The sequence below is a fragment of the Blautia sp. MB18-30 genome (genome assembly GCF_023669475.1).
Classification (GTDB): Bacteria; Bacillota; Clostridia; order Lachnospirales; family Lachnospiraceae; genus Blautia_A; species Blautia_A fusiformis.
The window spans coordinates 1-21982 of the sequence record NZ_JAMOYY010000031.1 but is presented as its reverse complement, the minus strand read 5'-3'; the positions used below and the strand labels follow the sequence as shown (position 1 = coordinate 21982).

General features: G+C 43.8%; 20 protein-coding genes and 1 pseudogene. 19 read left to right on the top strand and 2 right to left on the bottom strand.

The window, feature by feature from the left end; translation table 11 throughout:
• Positions 1–2 precede the first annotated feature (2 nt).
• The 10 genes from NCY57_RS12935 (at position 3) to NCY57_RS12890 (ending at position 11229) form a co-directional block, all read left to right on the top strand.
• Positions 3–1604, top strand: a complete 1602-nt coding sequence (locus NCY57_RS12935; RefSeq protein ID WP_118607985.1) for an NAD(P)/FAD-dependent oxidoreductase — start codon at positions 3–5, stop codon at positions 1602–1604.
• A gap of 105 nt (positions 1605–1709) precedes the next feature.
• Entirely contained in the window at positions 1710–2417 is a 708-nt protein-coding gene (gene radC / locus NCY57_RS12930; protein WP_022427291.1) for a RadC family protein, read from the top strand.
• Between the two features lie 16 nt (positions 2418–2433).
• Positions 2434–3447 (top strand): rod shape-determining protein, encoded by a 1014-nt coding sequence (locus NCY57_RS12925; RefSeq protein ID WP_021652032.1) that lies wholly within the window; start codon positions 2434–2436, stop codon positions 3445–3447.
• Positions 3448–3460: 13 nt separating this feature from the next.
• On the top strand, positions 3461–4357 hold the full coding sequence (gene mreC / locus NCY57_RS12920; RefSeq protein WP_022427290.1) for a rod shape-determining protein MreC: 897 nt from the start codon (positions 3461–3463) through the stop codon (positions 4355–4357).
• A complete protein-coding gene (gene mreD / locus NCY57_RS12915) occupies positions 4347–4874 on the top strand; it encodes a rod shape-determining protein MreD (protein ID WP_021652034.1) in 528 nt (175 codons plus the stop codon). The genes mreC and mreD overlap by 11 nt, the downstream gene beginning before the upstream one ends.
• Positions 4859–7756, top strand: coding sequence for a penicillin-binding transpeptidase domain-containing protein (locus NCY57_RS12910; RefSeq protein ID WP_161208791.1), 2898 nt, complete (start codon positions 4859–4861; stop codon positions 7754–7756). The genes mreD and NCY57_RS12910 overlap by 16 nt, the downstream gene beginning before the upstream one ends.
• Positions 7757–7813: 57 nt before the next feature.
• Positions 7814–8602 carry a septum site-determining protein MinD gene (minD, locus tag NCY57_RS12905; RefSeq protein WP_015525126.1) on the top strand — a complete coding sequence of 263 codons (789 nt, stop codon included), beginning with the start codon at positions 7814–7816 and terminating at the stop codon, positions 8600–8602.
• Positions 8603–8647: 45 nt separating this feature from the next.
• Positions 8648–8887, top strand: a complete 240-nt coding sequence (gene minE / locus NCY57_RS12900) for a cell division topological specificity factor MinE (RefSeq protein ID WP_015525127.1) — start codon at positions 8648–8650, stop codon at positions 8885–8887.
• Between the two features lie 3 nt (positions 8888–8890).
• Positions 8891–10066 carry an FtsW/RodA/SpoVE family cell cycle protein gene (locus NCY57_RS12895; protein ID WP_092070019.1) on the top strand — a complete coding sequence of 392 codons (1176 nt, stop codon included), beginning with the start codon at positions 8891–8893 and terminating at the stop codon, positions 10064–10066.
• The gene (locus NCY57_RS12890) at positions 10063–11229 is read left to right on the top strand and encodes a D-alanyl-D-alanine carboxypeptidase family protein (RefSeq protein WP_015525129.1); all 1167 of its coding nucleotides are present in this window, start codon (positions 10063–10065) and stop codon (positions 11227–11229) included. Before NCY57_RS12895 ends, NCY57_RS12890 begins: the two co-directional genes overlap by 4 nt.
• An 83-nt stretch (positions 11230–11312) precedes the next feature.
• Here the strand turns inward: NCY57_RS12890 and NCY57_RS12885 are convergent, their stop codons facing one another.
• Entirely contained in the window at positions 11313–11834 is a 522-nt protein-coding gene (locus tag NCY57_RS12885) for a hypothetical protein (protein WP_173739461.1), read from the bottom strand.
• Between the two features lie 194 nt (positions 11835–12028).
• Here NCY57_RS12885 and NCY57_RS12880 point away from each other — a divergent pair, with 194 nt between their 5' ends.
• The 6 genes from NCY57_RS12880 to NCY57_RS12855 all read left to right on the top strand — a co-directional run bounded on the left by NCY57_RS12880 (position 12029) and on the right by NCY57_RS12855 (position 18044).
• Positions 12029–12577: a hypothetical protein gene (locus NCY57_RS12880; RefSeq protein WP_015525131.1), complete on the top strand. Its 549-nt coding sequence runs from the start codon at positions 12029–12031 to the stop codon at positions 12575–12577.
• 42 nt (positions 12578–12619) lie between these two features.
• Positions 12620–13861, top strand: a complete 1242-nt coding sequence (locus NCY57_RS12875; RefSeq protein WP_250789742.1) for a DNA polymerase Y family protein — start codon at positions 12620–12622, stop codon at positions 13859–13861.
• Between the two features lie 128 nt (positions 13862–13989).
• On the top strand, positions 13990–14409 hold the full coding sequence (locus tag NCY57_RS12870; RefSeq protein WP_021652042.1) for a hypothetical protein: 420 nt from the start codon (positions 13990–13992) through the stop codon (positions 14407–14409).
• A gap of 167 nt (positions 14410–14576) precedes the next feature.
• Positions 14577–15809: an MYG1 family protein gene (locus tag NCY57_RS12865; RefSeq protein ID WP_114001617.1), complete on the top strand. Its 1233-nt coding sequence runs from the start codon at positions 14577–14579 to the stop codon at positions 15807–15809.
• 75 nt (positions 15810–15884) lie between these two features.
• A complete protein-coding gene (locus tag NCY57_RS12860; protein WP_015525138.1) occupies positions 15885–16115 on the top strand; it encodes a hypothetical protein in 231 nt (76 codons plus the stop codon).
• Positions 16116–16289: 174 nt separating this feature from the next.
• The gene (locus NCY57_RS12855; RefSeq protein WP_129974501.1) at positions 16290–18044 is read left to right on the top strand and encodes an alpha-amylase family glycosyl hydrolase; all 1755 of its coding nucleotides are present in this window, start codon (positions 16290–16292) and stop codon (positions 18042–18044) included.
• A gap of 220 nt (positions 18045–18264) precedes the next feature.
• Here NCY57_RS12855 and NCY57_RS12850 read toward each other — a convergent pair whose 3' ends face one another.
• The gene (locus tag NCY57_RS12850) at positions 18265–19647 is read right to left on the bottom strand and encodes a citrate/2-methylcitrate synthase (protein WP_022427281.1); all 1383 of its coding nucleotides are present in this window, start codon (positions 19645–19647) and stop codon (positions 18265–18267) included.
• Positions 19648–19957: 310 nt separating this feature from the next.
• Here NCY57_RS12850 and NCY57_RS17085 point away from each other — a divergent pair.
• The 3 genes and pseudogenes from NCY57_RS17085 to NCY57_RS12835 form a co-directional block, all read left to right on the top strand.
• A pseudogene (locus tag NCY57_RS17085) lies at positions 19958–20143 on the top strand (purine permease); the annotation flags it as partial.
• A gap of 10 nt (positions 20144–20153) precedes the next feature.
• Positions 20154–20825 (top strand): response regulator transcription factor, encoded by a 672-nt coding sequence (locus NCY57_RS12840; protein ID WP_059085856.1) that lies wholly within the window; start codon positions 20154–20156, stop codon positions 20823–20825.
• Positions 20822–21832 (top strand): HAMP domain-containing sensor histidine kinase, encoded by a 1011-nt coding sequence (locus NCY57_RS12835; RefSeq protein ID WP_059085857.1) that lies wholly within the window; start codon positions 20822–20824, stop codon positions 21830–21832. The genes NCY57_RS12840 and NCY57_RS12835 overlap by 4 nt, the downstream gene beginning before the upstream one ends.
• Positions 21833–21982 lie beyond the last annotated feature (150 nt).

Genomic DNA, 21982 nt, shown 5'->3' with positions numbered 1-21982 from the left:
CAATGATCCGGATCACACAGTTGAAGCTTCCCATCACTCATACAGAAGAGCAGCTTCACCGAAAAATAGCAAAAATGCTTCGTCTTGGAAATCAGCCGTTCACCTATGAGATCCGAAAACAATCTCTGGATGCCCGGCACAAAGAGGACAAAAAATTTGTCTACACTGTAGATATTAAACTGGATAACGAATCCCGTGTTCTCAAAAAGGTTCACGATAAAAATATTATGTTAACCTCTGAGAAAAAATATCATTTCTCCTCATCTGGCTCTGAAGCTCTGTCCCATCGTCCTATAGTGATCGGAAGCGGACCTGCAGGATTATTCTGTGCCTGGTACCTGGCCAAAGCCGGGTACTGTCCACTGGTACTGGAACGGGGAGAAGAAGCAGACAAACGCCAGAAAACCGTGGAAAATTTCTGGAAAAACGGCATCTTGGATCCGGATTCCAATGTACAGTTCGGAGAGGGCGGTGCAGGGACTTTTTCCGATGGAAAGCTGAATACTCTGGTAAAAGATACTTTTGGAAGAGGAAGGGAAGTTCTTTCCCGATTTGTGGAGGCAGGAGCTCCCTCTGAGATCCTTTACCAGCAAAAGCCTCATCTTGGCACAGATCAGCTTGTAGGTATCGTTCAGTTTATGCGTCATCAGATTGAAGAAATGGGCGGGGAATTCCGTTTTCGTTCCACAGTAACTGATCTGATGATCCGTGACCGGAAGCTTACTGCAGTCATTGTCAATGCAAAAGAGGAAATACCGGCAGAAATCTGCATTCTTGCTCCCGGCCACAGCGCCAGAGATACGTTTGCCATGCTGGAAAAACACAATATTAACATGGAGCCGAAATCTTTTGCAGTGGGGGTACGTGTGGAACATCCGCAGACCATGATCAACCAGGATCTTTACGGGGAACCGGAAAACGACCGTCTGGGTGCATCCAGCTACAAGGTTACCCATACACTGGAAAACGGACGTGGCGTTTATTCTTTCTGTATGTGTCCCGGCGGATATGTTGTAAATGCATCTTCTGAAGAAGGTATGCTTGCAGTGAATGGTATGAGCTATCAGGCACGTGACAGCCATAATGCCAACAGTGCTATCATCGTTACGGTAAACCCTTCTGATTTTCCTGAAGAGGGAGTTCTCGGCGGAATCGCTCTGCAGCGAAAACTGGAGCGCGCTGCCTGGGAAGCCGGAAAAGGAAAAATTCCGGTACAGCTTTTCAAAGATTACTGTACCCATCAGAAAAGTACCAGGCTTGGAGATGTGATCCCCTGTATCAAAGGAGCTTATACACTTACCGATGTCCGCAGTATTTTCCCAAAAGAGATCGGCGATTCCATTGAAGCAGGAATCCATGCTTTTGGAAAAAAGCTTTCCGGTTTTGACCGACCGGATGCATTGCTGGAAGGAGTAGAAAGCCGTACCTCTTCTCCTGTACGGATCGTTCGGGAACCGAAAAAGCTCACTTCCAATATAGAAGGAATCTACCCCTGCGGAGAGGGCGCCGGTTACGCCGGAGGCATTACATCCGCAGCGATGGACGGGATCAAGGTGGCAGAAGCAGTCGCTTCTGTTTATGCCCTGCCTGTAAACAAAATGTGAAAAAAGTGGAAATTTCCGGGATAGAGTGTACATCCCTGCTTTTTTATGCTAAAATAACTTCTGCAATTTTGCATCCCCTTCTTCGAGAGCGAAAAGGGAAATCATATGAAAGATACTATAATGGAAATGCCAGATTATCAGCGTCCGTATGAAAAATGTCTGCGGGAAGGAGAACAGTCCTTAAGCGATCGAGAGCTTCTTGCCGTGATCCTGCGCTGTGGCGTACAGGGATCCAGTTCCCTGACTCTGGCAGATAAAATCCTGAATTTATCGAAACAGACCGGATACAGTGGCCTGCTTGGACTGTTTCATATTTCCATGCAAGAACTGATGAAGATCCATGGGATCGGTAAGGTAAAAGCCATACAGCTGAAATGTATCGGGGAACTTTCCAAGCGTATGGCAACCGCAGCTGCAAAACCGGAATTATCTTTTCACCATCCGGTAACCATTGCGAAATATTATATGGAGCGGCTCCGGCATGAAGAGCAGGAATTGCTTTACTGCATGATGCTGGACGGACATAACCATTTGTCGGGGGAACAGCTTTTAAGCCGCGGTACAGTCAATGCCACACTGATCACACCAAGAGAAGTCTTTGTAGAAGCTGTAAAGTATCGGGCGGTGAACCTGATCCTGGTCCACAATCATCCAGGAGGCGATCCCTCCCCCAGCCAGGCTGATCTGGATGTTACGGAACGGATCTATCATTGTGGTGAACTCCTCGGCATCCATCTTCTGGATCATATCATCATCGGTGATCACAGGTATGTCAGTTTCCGCGAAAAAGGGATTTTTGATGAATATACTTAAGTGAAGGGACAGATTTATGCTTTTTAGAAATAATTACGGAGTAGACCTTGGAAGCAGCTCTGTAAAAGTCTATTCATTTTTCAGAAACAAAAGTTACATAGAAAAGAACATGGTAGCCTACAGAGGACGCCGGATCCTTGCCATAGGGAACGAAGCTTATGAAATGTTTGAAAAATCACCTGCAGATATTTCCGTAAATTCTCCTATGGCTTTCGGTATGCTGGCAAATCTGGAATTGCAAGAGATCGTCCTTTACAGCATGATAAAAAAAATCGATCATACATCCGGTCTCGGAGCAGACATGTATTTCTCCGTACCACTTGATATGACTGCTATCGAAAAGAGGGCATACTATCATCTGGTCAATGGTCACTGGCTGCGGAAAAACCGTGTTTTTATGGTGGAGTCCCCTATTGCAGATGCCATTGCCATGGGAATCGACCCTGAAAAGAATCAGGGCAGCATGATCGTAAACATCGGTGCACAGAGTACAGAGTTTTCCATCATAACCGACGGCAAGATCATCATCAGCCGTAAGATCCCCATCGGAGGCAGACAGATGAACGAATCTATCTGCAGCGAAATCCGAAAACATTATAATCTTCAGATTGGAACACGAACTGCAAAACGTCTGAAAGTAGTTATGGGAAGACTGAATGATCAGAAAAAAGAAGCCCGAAAAGTAGTCGGGATCGACAGTATTTCCGGACTTCCACGAGAAGAAGTTATTTCTGCCTACGTTGTCAATGAAGGGATCGCCAACTGTGTGAACCAGATCGCAGCAGAAATGAAATCTTTTCTGGAACGTACCCCGCCACAGATCGCTTATCATATCGCAAAAGAGGGCATTTATCTGACCGGCGGCAGCACACGGCTTCCTTATATAGATAACTATCTGGCTAGCTATACCGGATTTGCCTTTAATCTTTCTGATCTGTATGAAACTTCTGCAGCATACGGCCTGGAAAAGATCATCCGCGACAGAAACCTGCGCAAATGGGCCCAGCCGGTAAAGCAGAAAAAACTGTAAAGGGGCATATATAATGAAAAACATCCGAAAAAAAGTGCGTTTTCATTTTAATTTAAAAAGTAAACATCTTCTGGTAATCATGACATTTTTCTGTGGAAGCTGCATCGTAGCTACAGCAGCCTCCGGAACCTCTTCCGCACCACTTCAGGAAGCAGCCGGTTTTCTTATCGTTCCCTTTGAAAAGGGGATCGCCGGTGTCAGCGATATATTTGGAAATGTAAAAAACAATCTTCGTGATAAACAGGACGTGCTTCAGGAAAACGAAGAGCTGAAAAGTCAGATCAACAGTCTTACGGAACAGAATAACATCCTGATCCAGGACCAGACAGAGCTCACACGCCTGAAGGAACTTTACGATCTTGATCAGGAATATACCGACTATCCCAAGGTTGCCGCAAGGATAATCTCCAAAGATCCCGGAAACTGGTATGATACCTTTATGATCAACAAAGGCAGTAATAACGGGATCCGGGTTGATAACAACGTGATCGCCGGAAAGGGTCTTGTGGGTATCGTTACAGAAGTGGGACCTTCCTGGGCTACTGTCCGTTCCATCATCGATGACAGCAGCAATGTCAGTGCCATGGCAGTCAGTACTTCCGACAACTGCGTTGTCACTGGAGATCTGAAACTGATCGATGAAGGCAAATTAAGCTTTGAGCAGCTTTACGATCAGGATAACAAGGTAACAGTCGGAGAACGTATTGTCACCTCGAACATCAGTGAAAAATATGTGGAAGGACTGTTTATTGGTTATGTCAGTGAGATCCAGCAGGATCCCAATAACCTGACAAAAACAGGTACGATCGTTACACCGGTTGATTTCGGTCATCTGAAAGATGTATTTGTGATCACCACCAATAAACAGGACGCGATAGACAAATCGGAGGATGCGTCCAATGAAAAATAGGATTATATTATTTATCACTATCATTGTCTGTTTTCTCCTTCAGTGCACAGTAATGGACCGTATTTCCATTGGATCCATCACTCCAAATCTGCTTTTGATCCTGTGTGTATCCATGGGACTTATGCGTGGAAGAAAAGTCGGTCTGTGGACTGGATTTTTTTCCGGGCTTTTTGTCGATCTCTTTTATGGATCATTGTTTGGATTTTATGCACTGATCTATATGTATATAGGTTTTATCAGCGGCTATGCATTCCGCAGTTTTTATGATGATGATCTGAAAGTTCCGCTTTTTCTTGTAGCAGGAACAGATCTTCTTTATAATCTGGCTGTGTATGGCCTCCAGTTTCTGCTCAGAGGCCGTCTTGGATTCTGGACCTACATATACAGGATCATTATCCCCGAGATTGTATATACGGTTTTTCTCACCATCATCGTATACCGGGTATTTTACTGGATCAACTACCACTTAATGGATACTGTAAGGAAAGAAAGTGAGTCTATTTGGGAATTAAAATAAAAAAAATCATCAAAAAAATCCGTCTGAAACGTACTACAGTTCTTGTGATCGTATTTATTTTTCTGTCATCTGTCCTGGTCCGGCAGCTTTTCAGTCTGCAGATCATACAAGGAGAGGATTACATCAGTAAATTTCAGACACGTACCACCAAAACACGCGTGATCAAAAGCACCCGTGGTAATATTTATGACCGTAACGGCACAGTTGTCGCCTCCAATGTACTTGCATATTCTGTCACATTCGAAGATAGCGGTACATACAACAGCACCAGAGAAAAGAATCTGACTCTGAACGGTATCGCCTACCAGGTATTACAGATCCTTTCCAAAAACGGGGACAGCTTATCTGATAATTTTCATATTACCGTCAATGATCATGGCGACTATGCTTTTGATGTAGATGAAGGATTTACTCTTAACCGTTTCCGTGCGGATATTTACGGAGAAGCACAGATTGATGATCTCAGTGAGGAGCAGAAAAACGCAACCGCAGCCCAGATCATGGATCATCTTACCGGAAGCAGCGGATTTTCTATCGTTCTTTACGGAAAAGATGCCTACACCCCGGAAGAACTTGCCGCACATTCTCTTCCGGAAGAGCTTACCAAACAGGAAATCCTCGAAATTGCGATCATGCGCTATCAGCTGAACACCAACAGTTTCAAGAAATATATGCCGGTGACCATTGCAACAAATGTCAGTGAAAAATCTGTGGCAGCCATAAAAGAAAATCAGGCCGCTCTCCAGGGTATTGACATTGTAGAAGATTCCACCAGAAAATATGTGGACGATGAGAGTATGGCGCCGATCCTCGGTTACACAGGCCAGGCCTCTTCTGAGGAATTGGAAACCCTTCGTAAGGATAATCCTGATTATTCCAATGATGCGGTTGTTGGAAAAGCCGGAATCGAACAGTATATGGAGCTTGAACTTCAGGGAAAAGACGGAGAAGAAACGGTCACAGTTGATAATCTTGGTAAAGTCCTTGACATCGACAATTCTAAAACTGTTGATCCTGTGGCCGGAAACGATGTTTATCTGACCATTGATTCCGACTGGCAGAAGAGTATTTACCAGATCCTGGAACAGCGTGTTGCTGGTATTGTCCTCTCTAAACTGACACCGAATAAAAGCTTTGATTATGAAGCAGAGAAAGATGCAAGTAAGATCACCATCCCAATCTATGATGTATACAATGCACTGATCGCAAACAGTGTGATCGATATCAATAAATTCAGTGATGCAGATGCTTCCGACACAGAAAAAAATTTATACGTCAAATTTCAGCAAAAACAGCAACAGGTTTTTGATACAATAAGTAACAGGCTGACAGGCGACAATCCTCCAGCCTATAAGGATGAAGATACGCAGATGCAGGAATATCTTACCTATATCTGTGATGATCTTCTTACCAATACCTTGAAGGTACTGAAAAGTGATTCCATTGATACCGCGGATGAAACATACAAAGCCTGGAAAAATGATCAGAGTATCAGTCTGAAGGATTATCTGAACTACGCTGCCAGTCAGAACTGGATCGATATTTCCCAGATCTCAACCTCCGGAGAATATCTGGATTCTGAAGAGATCTATCAGGCTCTTACCGCCTATATCATTGATTACCTGAAAACAGATACAGGCTTTTCAAAGCTTCTGTATAAATATATGCTTCAGGAAGACACCATCAGTGGAGAAGATCTGTGTCTTGTTCTCTATGAACAGGGCGTTCTTTCCAAAGAAGACGAGCTGTATCAGACAATGGCCTCCGGTGGTCTTGATGCCTACACCTTCATGTATCGCAAGATCGCAAATCTTGAGATCACACCGGCCCAGCTTGCGTTGGCTCCGTGCTCTGCATCTGCGGTGATCACAGATACTACAACCGGAAATGTTCTCGCATGTGTTTCCTATCCGGGATATGATAATAATCGTCTGACCAACAATATGGATACTGATTATTATGCAAAGCTTTCCACAGATCTTTCCAGCCCGTTCTTCAACAAGGCAACACAGCAGAAGACGGCTCCAGGATCTACCTTAAAGATCTTATCTACTGTTGCCGGCATGTCTGAGGGCGTAATAGATGATGGCACATATATTGAATGTACAGGAAGCTTTGACCTTGTAACACCTCCGATCAACTGCTGGAATAAACAGGGCCACGGTTCTCTTGATATCCGTGAAGCCATTGAGCAGTCCTGTAACGTATTTTTCACTACGATTGGTTTCGAACTTGGTAAAGATTCCGAAGGTAACTTTTCTGAAGCCAGAAGTCTTGGAATGCTTCAGAAATATGCTTCCCTCATGGGATTGGATCAGAAAACCGGCATTGAAATTTCCGAAGCTTCTCCGCAGGTTTCTGACAAAAACGCCGTCCCTTCCTATATTGGACAGGGTACCAACGCGTTTACGACCAGCCAGCTTGCACGTTATGCGTCAACGATCGCCACTTCCGGTACGATCTATAAGCTTTCCCTTCTGGACCGTGTGACGGATTCCAAAGGAAAACTTATAAAGGAATATCCTTCCGAAACAGCTGGACAGCTGGATCTTTCCAGCAATATCTGGGATGACATCCATGACGGTATGTATCGTGTGGTGCAGACTCATGATCAGTTTAACGGACTTGGAGTTGAAGTAGCAGGAAAAACCGGTACTGCCGAGATTGACTATTATCATCCGAACAATGCACTTTTTATCGGATATGCGCCTGTTTCTGATCCCAAGTACGCAATATCTGTACGAATCGCAAACGGATATGCATCCGGTAATGCCTGCCTTGCAGCTAATGATATCTTTAAATACATTTTCGGACTTGCAGATGAAAGCACCATTCTCACTGGCTATGCAGCAAGCGATACCAGTAATGTATCGAATGACTAAACAAACTTTATGAGGATACCAGAAGTGTGGAACATTTTATAGGAGGAATCAGAAAACATGAGTGAAGTCATTGTCATTACATCTGGAAAAGGCGGTGTTGGAAAAACCACCACCGTGGCAAATATCGGGACCGGACTGGCTGCCATGGGAAAAAGGGTTGCAGTTGTAGATACCGATATCGGACTCCGAAATCTGGATGTTGTCATGGGACTGGAGAACCGTATTGTTTATAATCTGGTTGATGTGATCAATGGGAGCTGCCGCCTGAAACAGGCACTGATCCGGGATCGTCGGCATTCAGAACTGTATCTTCTTCCGTCTGCCCAGACCAAGGACAAAACTGCCGTATCTCCGGAACAGATGATCAAGCTTACCGATGATCTCCGGGAAGAATTCGATTATGTCCTTCTGGATTGTCCGGCAGGAATTGAACAGGGATTCAAAAATGCAGTAGCCGGAGCGGACCGTGCACTGGTCGTGACCACACCGGAAGTTTCCGCGATCCGGGATGCAGACCGTATCATCGGGTTGCTGGAGTCCGGAGGGCTCCGTGATATCCGGCTGATCATCAACCGGCTTCGACCGGAAATGATCGCCAGAGGTGATATGATGTCCGTAGAAGATGTGTTGGAAATCCTGGCTGTAGATCTGATCGGTGCGATCCTGGATGATGAACAGATCGTGATCTCCACAAATCAGGGAGAACCTTTATCCGGAAAAAATTCCCAGGCAGAAGAAGAGTATCGCAATATCTGCCGGAGACTTATGGGCGAAGAGGTCCCTTATGTTACTGTGCGTCGAAAAAATGGTGTATTCCACCGTCTTGGCAGCATTTTTCGAAAATAACAGACGCCTTGCTGTCTGACATTTTTCATCACAGGAGGAATGATTATGGGATTTTTCTCCGGGAAAAACCACTCTGCAGGCTATGCACGCGACAGGATGAAGCTTCTTCTTGTATCGGAACGCATAGACTGTTCTCCACAGATGATGAAGCTTTTACGGAACGATCTGATACATGCCGTAAAAAAATACGTTGTAATTGATGAACCAGGGGTGACCATACAGATCACACAGGAACCACCTGTTCTGCATGCAGTCATACCCGTACTTAAGAAAAGAGATGCATAATTTATGATTAAACAGTATAAGCTGCGGTTTTACAATTTTCGACTGGTGATCTTTCTCCTGGCGATCAGCTTTATTGGAATTCAGCTTGTAGGAACAGCTGCCGACTACCTTCGCACACGTCAGCTTCTGGGTGTGATCATCGGTGTGGTCTTTATGCTGATCCTTTCACTGATGGATTATTCCTGGCTGCTGAATTTTCAATGGATCATGTATGGATTTAATATCGTTATGCTTCTGGCTGTCCGGTTCTTCGGATCCAGCGCCAATGGTGCTGCCAGATGGGTGGATTTAGGTTTTATCCGTTTCCAGCCTACCGAGCTTTCAAAGATCATCATTATCCTGTTTTTTGCCAAATTTTTTATGGATCATGAGGAAGATCTGAATACCTTAAAGACTCTGATACAATCAGCTGTCCTTCTGGTCATCCCACTGATGCTGATCTATGTACAGCCGGATATGAAAAACACCATCACCGTAACAGTCCTGTTCTGTATTCTGATCTACATCGCAGGACTTAGTTATAAGATCATCGGAGGTGTAGCCTTGATCGCGATTCCTCTGGCCATCATCTTTCTGTCCATTATCGTGCAGCCGGATCAGAAACTGATACAGGATTACCAGAGAAACCGTATCATGTCATTCCTGTATCCGGAGAACGAAGAATACGCAGATGATATTGAACAGCAGAACAACTCAAAAACAGCCATCGCCTCCGGCGAGCTTGTGGGACGTGCTTTCAGTAATGACACCAGTGTTACATCCGTAAATGATGGAAACTTTGTTTCTGAGAATCAGACCGACTTTATTTTTGCGGTGGCTGGAGAGCAGTACGGATTTATCGGCTGTACTCTGATCGTACTGCTGCTGTTTCTGATCACCTTTGAATGTATCCGTATGAGCCTGCGGGCCAAGGATCTTGCCGGTAAGGTCATATGCTGCGGTGTTGGAAGCATTGTTTCCATACAGAGCTTCATCAACATCTGTGTTGCTACCGGCCTTGCACCAAACACAGGTACTCCGCTTCCTTTTGTAAGCTATGGTCTTACTTCTCTGATCAGTCTGTTTATGGGTATGGGACTTGTTCTCAATGTAGGACTGCAGAGCAGTGCATATAATAAAGAATTACAGAAAAAAGGTCAGAAATCGGATACCTACTTTCGGAAAGAGGAATACTTATGACACGTAAAGAACCTGTAAAAAATCATATACGTTCTGGCAATCCTTCCAGAGGTCAGGCTTCCCGGGCTGCACATACAGCTTCCAAGGGGACAAAAACAACTTCCATGCCGTCTGACAGGACTGTTTCTGCCAGACGTAAAGCTCAAAATACCCGGATGAAACGGATGCGTCGTAAAAGGATCCGCAACACCATTTTTCTCCTTCTTCTGCTGATCGTACTATGCACAGCTGGCGGTTTTGGTGTTTACATGCTGAAGGGCGGAGATTTTTCCACTCCTGCAAATTCTTTCAATGCATTCTCCGAGTTTGATAATACTCTGACTTCCAAAGAAGAGCAGCGCGCGGCAGGTTTCGCCCATGATCTCTGTGTTGTTACAAAAGATGTTGCTCTGGATTCTGTCAGTCTGGATGACAGCCAGTCCGGTGTGCTTCTGAATCTCAGTGATAAAAAGGTACTCTATGCAAAAGGTGCCTACAACAAGGTTTATCCTGCCAGCATCACAAAGATCATGACAGCTATGCTTGCACTGAAATATGGAAACATGGACGATACAGTAACGATCTCACAGGAGAATGTTACCCTGGAATCCGGTTCTCAGGTAGCTGGTTTCCAGGCGGGAGATCAGGTTACCATGGATCAGCTTCTTCATTGTCTTCTTGTTTATTCTGCCAATGATGCAGCATCTGCCATTGCGGAACATATAGGTGGATCAACAGATAAATTTGTAGAGATGATGAACAGCTTTGCTGCAGAACTTGGCTGTACAGGAACTCACTTTACCAATCCCCATGGTCTTCAGGACGAAAATCATTATACAACGCCTTATGACATTTATCTGATGCTGAAAGAAGCCTTGAATTATCCGGAGTTTACAGACATCACACAAATGGCATCTTATACAGTTAGCTATAAGCATTCCGATGGCTCCGATGCAAGTGCTACCTTACCCGCTACAGATCATTATCTTACCGGAGAGGCAGCAACTCCTAAGGATGTCACTATCCTTGGAGGAAAAACAGGAACAACCGATAAAGCCGGTAACTGTCTGGCACTTTTAAGCCAGAATGCTTATGGGAAGCCATTTATTTCCATCGTCATGGGTGCATCCTCAAAGGATGTTCTTTATCAGGAAATGACATCCTTGCTCCAGAACATCAACTGACAGGATTCCATACAAAAAACAAAAAAGCAGATCTGTTTGAAATTTTATTTCGCAGATCTGCTTTTTTATTCTTTCTTTTACATTCAGTTAATTTCTACTATATCATCGGTGCCATCACTACCGGTATCTTCGGTCTCACTGTTATCAAGATCCGTATCCGAAGTACCACTGTAATCATTGTCATCGACAACTTCACCGGAGCCACTGTCCGGATCTTCATAATTGCCTGCATCTTCACCGGTTCCATCTGAAGATGTATCTGAAGTATCCGAGGTATCTGCTCCATTGGCTTCACTATCCGTATTGCCGTCGTAAGAATTATCACCTGGATCATAAGTCGGCTCTTCCGTGTAGGAATCTCCGTCCCCAGTATCGTCAGAACTCTCGGGCTCACTGCTGTAGCTGTCCTCTGTATAGATTGGAAAATCCGCATCAGCAGTTCCCTCTGATGTAGAATCTGTAACAGGCTCCGCCGCATTATTATCCGGAATAGCAGTAAGATGAGAAACCGTTCCATCCTTTGGGACGACGATATAGATTCCCAGCATCACGATACATAATGCCATGGCCAATCCGGCAATCTTCATTTCTTCCATATGTTTCATCGCTGATGATCTCCCTGTCGTTTTTTTGTATTATAGCACAGAATCACTCATATTTGTAAAACAGCCATGTATTTCTTTTGTTTTTCTGTAACAGTTCCCGAAATTTATTTCGCGATCATATAGACACACTTTCTCTGGGTGTTTATAATAAATAATCATATTTATTCATAACTTAAAGAAAGGCGTAACATTTTATGGGCGACTGCATTACCACATATACTGGAAAACATTTTGATCCGACACATCCGGACGAAGAGCTGATCTGCATTGAGGACATTGCACACGCACTTTCTCTTCTATGCCGCGGAAATGGTCATGTAAGGACTTTTTTCTCTGTAGGGCAGCACTGCATCCTTTGTGCCAAAGAAGCCGAAGCACGTGGCTATTCCGGCCGTCTTATACTGGCGTCCCTTCTTCACGATGCCAGCGAATGTTATATGTCCGATGTTCCAAGACCATTTAAGAAAAGTCTTCCTGAGTATCGGAAACAGGAGGAAGCTCTTTTAAACATTATCTATCAGAAATATCTGGGATCCGGACTTTCTGCCATAGAAGAGCAGAAGCTGAAGGAGATCGACAATGACCTGCTCTGGTATGACCTGAAATATCTTCTGAATGAAACACCGGACACTCCAAAACCGGTTGTCCATGTTCCGATCCAATACCGGCAATACCCTTTTTCACAGGTAGAAGAGGAATATCGGAACCTTTTTGATCAGCTGTCTGCAAAAATCTGTAAATAGATATAACAGACACACTTTATACAATTGAAAGAAGAACCCTATATGGAACGATTGATTTTTCATGTTGATGTAAACAGTGCTTTTCTTTCCTGGGAAGCAGCAAAAAGAGTAAAGATGGGACTTCCGGATCTGAGAGACATCCCTTCCTGTATTGGCGGAGACCCCAGTAAACGTACCGGCATCGTTGTCGCCAAGTCCATTCCTGCAAAAAAATACGGAATCCAGACAGGAGAGCCTATGGCTATGGCTTTTCGCAAATGTCCGAATCTTGTGGCCGTTCCATCTGACTTTGAATTATACGATAAATGTTCCAGAGCCTTCAAAAAAATCTGTGGGTCCTATGCACCGGTAATGGAATCCTTTTCCATTGATGAGGTTTTTCTGGATATGACCGGAACCTCCTATATTTACCCGGATCCAGTGGCAACTGCCCATGAGCTGAAGGATAAGATCCGTACAGAACTCGGCTTTACCGTAAATATCGGCATCTCCACCAATAAACTTCTTGCAAAAATGGCCTCTGATTTCGAAAAGCCAGATAAGGTGCATACTTTATTTCCGGAAGAAATCCCTGTAAAAATGTGGCCTCTTCCAGTGAGAGAGCTTCTTTTTCTTGGCAGATCCTCTGAAAAAAAACTGCAGGACGCAGGGATCAGAACCATCGGAGATCTGGCTCATGAAAAAAAAGCAAAGATACAGGCACTTCTCGGTGAAAAAGCAGGACAGCAGTTATATCAGTATGCCCGTGGCCTTGATGACTCCCCTGTGAAAGCAAAACCTGATGAAGCAAAAGGATTCAGTCTGGAAACTACATTTAACGATGATCTGGTCTCACTGGAGCAGGCACTTCCGATCCTGCTGGAACAATGCGATATTCTGGCCGCCCGCATGCGCCGCAAAAAGAAAAAATGCACCTGCATTTCTGTAACCTTCCGTACCCTGGATTTTCGAAACAAATCTCATCAGACTAAACTGCCAAATGCCACCGATATCACAGAAGAGATTTACAGAAATGCCCAAAACCTCTTTCAGGAGTCCTGGATGAGACAGCCACTCCGGCTCCTGGGAGTATCACTGACCGGTCTTACGAATGATTCCTTTGAACAGCTGTCCTTTTTTGAGGATACTCACAAGAAGGAACGCCAGCAGAAACTGGATGCAGCACTGGATTCCATCCGTCTGAAGTACGGAAACGACAAGGTTACCCGGGCCAGTATCATGAACAGCACTGCCCGGATCGGAAGGAAAGCAAAAGCACAAATGGAAAATGAAAGAGAGCAGTAAGGCTTGATTAAAATTACCAGTTTTTTTCAAAAAGCCCTTGCAATTTTATTCACAATGCACTATAATTTGAAGCATATCAATAGCAATTTTATTCAAAATTATTATATGTGTCTAAGGAGGAAAACAGGATGGTTGAACTGATTGTAGGAAAGAAAGGCAAAGGAAAAACAAAAGTACTATTAGACAAAGTAAACGGAGCTGTTAAGGACGCCAACGGCAGTATTGTTTACTTAGACAAGAGCACCAAGCACATGTATGAGCTGAACAACAAGGTCCGCCTTATCGATGTTTCCGGATTTCCGGTTAAAAATGCGGACGAGTTTGTAGGATTTATCTGTGGTATCCTCTCTCAGGATCATGATCTGGAGCAGGTATATCTGGACAGCTTCCTTACAACAGCCAAGCTTGAAGGAAAGGATGCAACCGAAACACTGGATCAGTTAAGTGCCATCGGTGAGACCTTCAAAGTTTCCTTTATTATCAGTATGTCTCTGGATAAAGAAGAAGTTCCGGAAGCATATCAGGATAAAATTATCTGCGCATTATAATAAAATTGAATATGAACGTCCTATTTTGTACATAAAGCATAAAAGAACGTAAATTTTTAAAGGGATCTGTCCTCAGGACGGATCCCTTTTTAACTGTAGGAAACTTTGTTTATTCTTCATTTCTGTGGTATACTAAAGAGCAGAATAAACACACAGGAGCGTTTCATATGAATCATTTACTGGAAAAAATCAAACAAAAAAATGCATCCGCATTCACCCACAGCGGGAAATTTCACGCAGACGATGTTTTTTCTGCCGCTCTGCTTTTATATCTGAATCCCGAGATCACCATCACACGTGGAAACCAGGTTCCTGAAAACTATGAAGGTCTTGTTTTTGATATTGGCAGAGGACAGTATGATCATCATCAGAAAGACAGCCGTATCCGCGATAATGGCGTCCCATATGCGGCCTTCGGCCTTCTCTGGGAGAAGCTTGGACCGGAAATCCTAGGTGAGGAGCTGGCACTAAAATTCGATGAATCCTTTGTCCAGCCTCTGGATATCAATGATAATACCGGTGAAAAAAATGAACTTGCCACACTGATCGGCAATTTTAATCCGGGATGGGATTCCAAAAGCAGCAATGACGAAGCCTTTTTCCAGGCAGTCAGTGTGGCAGGTATGATCCTGGAAAATAAATTCGAGCGTTACCTTGGAAATGAACGTGCAGACAGACGGGTGGAAGAAGTTCTTACAGAACATGCTGCTTCCCTGGCTTCGGGCGATACCCCGGCAGAAAATACCAATATCCTTATACTTCCGGAATTTATTCCCTGCCAAAAACGCCTTTCGGAAACTAACATTGCTTTTGTGATCTTTCCGTCCAACCGGGGCGGTTACTGTATCCAGCCACAGAAAAAAGAATATTCCATGAATTACAAATGCAGTTTTCCTTCTTCCTGGCTTGGCCTGGAAGGCGAAGAGTTATCTTTGGTAACCGGTCTTAAAAGTGCAGCCTTTTGTCATAAAGGAGGATTTCTCATGACCTGCGGAACCCTTGAGGATTCTGTTCTTGCCTGCAGGAGCAGTCTTGCCGCCTTCCATGAAGAAGCTGTGATCGTAAGCCTTGGCGGAAATAAAGAAACAGACATGCTGCTTCAAAAGCTTCCGGATCTTTCTTCTGCCAGGATCGTACATCTGCCGGTTCCCCAATTACCGGAGCTGACTCTGAACGGAATCTACGGAGAACTCTCCATGGAAAAGACAGAATGGAAAAGCTTTATAAAAGACAGGATTAAAGAAATCCTCCGCTACAAACCGGAAGCAGTTTTTGCAGATAATGCCATGTTTTCCCTGTATCCCATCGTTCATGCTCTGCGAAAAAAACATATTCCCGTTCTTACAGCAGTAGAAAAAGACGGACAGAAGCTTCTGGTACGGATCCCATCCGGTTCTTAAAGATCTTAAACATGTAATTAATTGTATTTACAGATATATTCACATTGCGTATTTATACAGAAAGAAGGCATGTTTATGCGAGAAGAAAAATTTAAAATGGAAAGACAGGGGCTGATACAGGTGGGAGATAAAGTAAAGATCTCCGAATTTCTCTCTGCCACAAACTACAGCTATATCATTGAGCCTGCAGTAGCCATGTCTGGCTGCTACAGAAACGCAGACCGCATCAGATCCAAAGAGGGGATCATCAAAAGCATTGAGCATACGCCACGCGGCTTTATAGTTACTGCAGAATTTGACGAATAAACATATGTCCATCAGGTAAGATCCGGCAATTAGCAATATGCCGGATTTTTCGCTGAAAAACTGGCTGATTTATTCTGGATTATATTATAGGAATCTGGTATTATAGAGAAGATATTTGTGTAATTTCTCTAATTATCAGGAAATTGCAAATTTTTAGAACAGAGGTGTAATATTATGAGCTGGTACAACGAAGCAATCTTCTACCATATTTATCCACTTGGACTTACAGGCGCTCCAAAAGAAAATGATTACGGAACTCCTGTACATCGACTGAACACACTGCTGCCGTGGATTGACCACATCAAAGAGATCGGATGTACTGCCTTATATATAGGGCCGCTTTTTGAAAGTGTCGGACATGGCTATGAGACAACCGATTACAAAAAACTGGATTCCCGTCTTGGAACCAATAAAGATCTCACCAATTTTGTAAAAGCCTGCCATGAAAAAGGCATCCGCGTGATCTTTGATGGTGTATTTAACCATACAGGCCGTGATTTCTTCGCTTTTAAGGATATCCAGAAAAACCGTGAGCATTCCCCTTACGTTAACTGGTACTGCAATGTAAATTTCGGCGGAAATACCGAATATAATGACGGTTTTTCCTATGAAAACTGGGGTGGATACAATCTTCTTGTAAAGCTGAACCAGCGCAATCCGGAAGTACAGAACTATATCTGTGATGTGATCCGTTTCTGGGTTTCCGAATTTGATATTGATGGAATCCGCCTGGATGCCGCTGATGTTCTGGATTTTGATTTCATGCGTATTCTACGTCATACCGCAGATGAGGTTAAGAAAGACTTCTGGCTTATGGGAGAGGTCATTCACGGAGATTACAGCCGCTGGGTAAACGGACAGACTCTTCACAGTGTAACCAACTATGCCCTTCACAAGGCACTTTACAGCGGACATAATGACCACAACTATTTTGAAATTGCTCATACAGTAAAATATCTTCAGAATATGGGAGATCTGGACCTCTACAATTTCGTGGACAACCATGACGTAGAGCGAATTCATACCAAATTGCAGAACAAAGCACATTTTGCTCCTGTACATGTACTTCTTTATACTTTACCTGGCGTTCCAAGCATTTATTACGGCTCAGAATTTGGTATTGACGGAAAAAAAGAAAAATTTTCCGATGCCAGCTTACGTCCGGCACTTGATCTTAACGATTATGCGGATGCTGCAACAAAGAACCCATGTACTGCACTGATCGCAGCCCTCGGAAAGGTCCGCCAGGGAACTCCTGCATTAAGCTATGGTTCCTACGCAGAACTGGCTCTTACAAACCGTCAGTTTGCCTTTGCAAGAGATCTGGAAGGCATACGAGTGATCGTTACTGTGAATAATGATGACAGTGATTCAGAGATGAACCTTCCAACAGGAAGTGCTCCGGAATACGTAGGTGCCCTCACAGGTCAGAAGGTTTCCGCACAGGGCGGACGGATCCGTGTCCGTGTTGCAGCAAACAGCGGTGAGATCTGGCTTCCTGCAGGAGATATGCCGGAATATAAGCCGGTTCAGACTAATGTTCTGGAAACTGCCGTAGCAAAAGAGAACGAAAACGCTGCATCTGAGGCAGAAGAGGAGCAGGCGGCTGAAAACAGCACTGTAACAGAAGCTGCCCCGGAAAAAGAAGCTTCAAACGCTGAAAATACAGATAAAGCTTCTGACAATACAGCAAACGCAGCGGATATTCCGTCAACTCCTGAAGCAGAATCCTCCAATACACAGGAAACGGAAACGGTCACTGCGCCAAATCCGCACAAAGCACCAGAAGAAATGACAGTAGGCGAACTTCAGGCTGCTATCCTTGCAAAAATGGCAGGAAACGGACCCGTAGATGACCAGATGAAAAAGACCGTATACGACAACATCTGGCATGATTCTCTTGTAAACTGGCTGAAGAGCTTCCGATAGGAAAGGAATAATAAAGTAAGATTCCATAAAAAACAAGGCAATCCGATCATATCTTATGCGGTGAGCCTTGTTTTTTTGTGAAAACAGATATTTATTTTACATAATATATATTATGTATAGTTATGATTCTGTTTTTCTGTAATTTAGGAGAACAAAAAAACAGCAGAGATTTCCAACTTAAATAGGTCAGAAATCCCCACTGCTTTTATCATTCTGTTTATTATCTCTCATCAAAAGGTACAAAATCTGCATGATGCCCCACATACTTATAAGCAGGACGGATGATCTTATTGGCACTGATCAGCTCTTCCAGACGATGTGCACTCCAGCCAGGCATACGTGCGATGGCAAAGATCGGAGTAAAAAGTTCTTCCGGAATACCAAGCATTGAGTAAACGAAGCCACTGTAGAAGTCAACATTTGCGCAAACATTTTTGAACAGCTTTCTGTGTTCCATGACCAGTTTTCCGGCAATACCCTCAACCTTATCATAGAGCTTAAATTCATCTATCATTCCTTTTTCCTCTGCAAGAGCCTGTGCAAAACGTTTCAGGATCACTTCTCGCGGATCGGAGAGTGTATAAACTGCATGTCCCATACCATAGATCAGACCTGCATGATCAAATGCTTCTTTATTCAGTATTTTCTGCAGATATGCTGTGATCTCCTCATCACTTTCCCAGTCCTTTACATTGGCCTTCAGATCTGTAAACATGTTCTGGACCTTCAGGTTGGCGCCACCATGACGCGGTCCCTTCAGTGAACCGATGGATGCAGAGGTAGAAGAGTAGCTGTCTGTTCCGGAAGATGTTACTACATGTGTGGTAAAAGTAGAGTTATTACCACCGCCGTGCTCTGCATGAAGTACAAGTGCGATATCAAGGACCTTGGCCTCAAGCTCTGTATAATTGCCGTCCGGACGAAGCATCAGAAGGATATTCTCGGCAAGTGAAAGCCCCTTCTGCGGATTGCGGATAAAAAGTGTCTCGTCTTTACGGAAATGACGGTATGCGTGATAGGAGTAAACCGCGATTTCAGGAAGCTTAGCGATCAGTTCCAGAGACTGGCGGAGTACATTCTCCACAGAAATATCTTCCGGGTTATCATCATATGTATAGAGAGCAAGTACGCAGCGCTCCATAGCATTCATAATATTGGCATTGGTTCCCTTCATGACAACGTCACGGACAAAACGTCCTCCCAGATCCTCCATGTCAGAAAGAAGCTCAAGAAATCTGGAAAGCTCTTCCTTGCTGGGAAGCTTACCGAAAATCAGAAGATAGATCGTCTCCTCAAAACCAAAACGTCTGTCCTTCAGTCCGTTTACGATATCCTGCACATCGATTCCCCGGTAATACAATGCACCGTCTGCAGGAATACGTCTGCCATTGACCAGCTTATAGCCGGTAACATCGGAAATCTCAGTAAGACCTGTGAGAACACCTTTACCTGCGGAATCACGAAGTCCTCTTTTTACATCGTATTCCACATAAAGGTTGGGATCGATGTGATGATTCTCTACCAGTTCCTTTTCAAAGAATTTCATTCTGCCTTTCAGCTGTTCGGAGTCCTCCAGACTCATCATTTCATGCTTTTTTTCCATAATTTTTTCCTCGTTTCCCCATTGTATATTAAAAAACACTGATACAGTTAAGATTGGTTACATCTTTGTAATCAGTGTTCGGGTATGGCATACATTTGTGTTTACCTGGTTAATAATTCTACAGTAAAAGTTTCGAAAATGCAAGAGGGTATTTCTTTTTTTCGTGTATAAATATTCATAATATGACCTAATTCATCTATTATTACATTTATTCATCAAAATCCGTCTGGTTTCCACAACGAATCTATGTTATGATTATTCCGTAATTTTTCTTATAATAGTAGTTTGTTTCACATCGGACTGCTGCCGCCTATCTCTTTCTCTTGCTGTCGGAATCGGATTCACCACAGCAAGTGAGAGCGGGATCTGGGATATTTTCCCGTCGATCATACAGTCCGTTTTTGCGCAAAATGTAGTTGCTGTTGTATTTATCATATCCATTGTTTTAAGCTGTATCCTGCCTGAAAACATGGACATTGAAAAGATCAAGGAATAGGGATGTAAAAATGTTTAAAATTCTCATTGCGGAAGATGACCTGGAACTCCGCCAGCTTTTCCGGCATGTCCTCTTAAAAAACGGTTATACAGTAAAAGGGGTCTCTGACGGGCAGGAAGCGCTGGATGCCCTGGAAAAAGATTATTACGATCTGATCATTTCGGACATAATGATGCCCAACATGGATGGCTATGAACTGGTCCGCTCACTCAGAGATGCCGGAGATTCCATTCCTGTACTTATGGTCACTGCCAAAGATGCTTTTGATGATATGCGTATGGGATTTCTGTCCGGTACCGATGATTATATGGTGAAACCGGTCAATATCAATGAACTGGTTTTGCGGGTAGGTGCACTTCTCCGCAGAGCACAGATGATCAATGAGCGGAAACAGCGAATCGGAGATACCATTTTGGAATGCGATTCCCTGACGGTCTCCACCTCCTCGGAAAGTATGGTACTTCCTCAGAAAGAATTCATGCTCTTATATAAGATGGTTTCCTTTCCGGGAAAAATCTTTACCCGGCAACAGCTTATGGATGATATCTGGGGATATGATTCCGCAAGCGATGCCCACACAGTAGATGTCCACATCGGAAGGCTTCGGGAACGCTTCCGCGATAATCCGGATTTTAAGATCGTGACGATCCGTGGAGTTGGATATAAGGTGGTAAAGGCATGAAAAAGAAACTCTTCATAAATTTAAGCATTCGTTTACGTTTTATCTTTATGATCATGTTGGAGCTTGTCTGTGTATCTCTGATATCCTGGCTTGTTATGGATGTACTGCATATTTCAGCTGTTCCGAACATCGTATGGATCATCCTGGCCAGCGTGACCGCAGGGGGTGTCCTTAACAACTTTCTCAGTATCCGGTATTTCGGTCCTGTACTAAAGCTGAAAAAAGCCATGCAACAGGTTGCTGAAGGCGATTTTTCCGTCCGACTGGAAACGGAAAAGCAAATGAAGGAAATCCGGGATATTTATTCTAATTTCAACCTGATGGTCCAGGAACTGGAAGCAACGGAGATTCTACAGACAGACTTTGTTTCCAATGTTTCCCACGAATTCAAAACTCCCATCAGTGCTATTGAGGGTTATGCAACTCTGCTGCAGGATGATGACATGCCTATATCAGAAGAGCAGGAGCAGTACATCAGTAAAATCCTTTTTAACACCAGAAGGCTTTCCCACCTGGCAGGAAATATCCTACTGCTGTCCAAAATCGAACACCAGTCGATCCAGACCCGTCAGAACTGGTACCGTCTGGATGAGCAGATCCGACAATCCATTGTTATGATGGAACCGAAATGGTCAGAAAAAGAAATTGAATTTGATGTGGACATGATGGATGTGGAGTATCTTGGAAACGAAAATCTCATCTGTCATGTATGGGACAATCTGCTTTCCAATGCTATCAAATTCAGTCCCTGTGGTGGTACGATCTATATCCGGATGATGCCGGAAGGAGAAAAGATCCGTTTTTCCATAGAAAACGAAGGCCCCCAGATCAGTGAATACTCCATGAAACATATCTTTGACAAATTTTACCAGGGCGACAGTTCCCATAAACAGGAGGGAAACGGTCTTGGACTTGCCCTTGTAAAACAGATCCTGAACCTGTGTAAGGGAACCGTTTCCGTAGAAAATATTCCCGGAAGTGGCTGTCGTTTTACTGTTATACTGTAAAACAAATATTTTACACATATCCATAAAACCCAAAAACAGCGGACACCTTATTTTTCATGAGGTTCTTCCGTTGTTTTTTTATTTTATATAAACTTTTTCATAAACTTCAACAATTGTTGAGAAACAGTTGATGTTAAGTTGCAGATCATC

What these genes read in the sequence shown, in the direction of transcription:
- NCY57_RS12865 (WP_114001617.1), top strand. Translation starts at nt 14,577, where the DNA reads ATGAATCATTTACTGGAAAAAATCAAACAAAAAAATGCATCCGCATTC.
- NCY57_RS12870 (WP_021652042.1), top strand. Translation starts at nt 13,990, where the DNA reads ATGGTTGAACTGATTGTAGGAAAGAAAGGCAAAGGAAAAACAAAAGTA.
- NCY57_RS12855 (WP_129974501.1), top strand. Translation starts at nt 16,290, where the DNA reads ATGAGCTGGTACAACGAAGCAATCTTCTACCATATTTATCCACTTGGA.
- minD (WP_015525126.1), top strand. Translation starts at nt 7,814, where the DNA reads ATGAGTGAAGTCATTGTCATTACATCTGGAAAAGGCGGTGTTGGAAAA.
- NCY57_RS12925 (WP_021652032.1), top strand. Translation starts at nt 2,434, where the DNA reads ATGCTTTTTAGAAATAATTACGGAGTAGACCTTGGAAGCAGCTCTGTA.
- mreD (WP_021652034.1), top strand. Translation starts at nt 4,347, where the DNA reads ATGAAAAATAGGATTATATTATTTATCACTATCATTGTCTGTTTTCTC.
- radC (WP_022427291.1), top strand. Translation starts at nt 1,710, where the DNA reads ATGAAAGATACTATAATGGAAATGCCAGATTATCAGCGTCCGTATGAA.
- NCY57_RS12860 (WP_015525138.1), top strand. Translation starts at nt 15,885, where the DNA reads ATGCGAGAAGAAAAATTTAAAATGGAAAGACAGGGGCTGATACAGGTG.
- NCY57_RS12840 (WP_059085856.1), top strand. Translation starts at nt 20,154, where the DNA reads ATGTTTAAAATTCTCATTGCGGAAGATGACCTGGAACTCCGCCAGCTT.
- NCY57_RS12935 (WP_118607985.1), top strand. Translation starts at nt 3, where the DNA reads ATGATCCGGATCACACAGTTGAAGCTTCCCATCACTCATACAGAAGAG.
- NCY57_RS12890 (WP_015525129.1), top strand. Translation starts at nt 10,063, where the DNA reads ATGACACGTAAAGAACCTGTAAAAAATCATATACGTTCTGGCAATCCT.
- NCY57_RS12835 (WP_059085857.1), top strand. Translation starts at nt 20,822, where the DNA reads ATGAAAAAGAAACTCTTCATAAATTTAAGCATTCGTTTACGTTTTATC.
- NCY57_RS12880 (WP_015525131.1), top strand. Translation starts at nt 12,029, where the DNA reads ATGGGCGACTGCATTACCACATATACTGGAAAACATTTTGATCCGACA.
- mreC (WP_022427290.1), top strand. Translation starts at nt 3,461, where the DNA reads ATGAAAAACATCCGAAAAAAAGTGCGTTTTCATTTTAATTTAAAAAGT.
- minE (WP_015525127.1), top strand. Translation starts at nt 8,648, where the DNA reads ATGGGATTTTTCTCCGGGAAAAACCACTCTGCAGGCTATGCACGCGAC.
- NCY57_RS12850 (WP_022427281.1), bottom strand. Translation starts at nt 19,647, where the DNA reads ATGGAAAAAAAGCATGAAATGATGAGTCTGGAGGACTCCGAACAGCTG.
- NCY57_RS12885 (WP_173739461.1), bottom strand. Translation starts at nt 11,834, where the DNA reads ATGAAACATATGGAAGAAATGAAGATTGCCGGATTGGCCATGGCATTA.
- NCY57_RS12875 (WP_250789742.1), top strand. Translation starts at nt 12,620, where the DNA reads ATGGAACGATTGATTTTTCATGTTGATGTAAACAGTGCTTTTCTTTCC.
- NCY57_RS12895 (WP_092070019.1), top strand. Translation starts at nt 8,891, where the DNA reads ATGATTAAACAGTATAAGCTGCGGTTTTACAATTTTCGACTGGTGATC.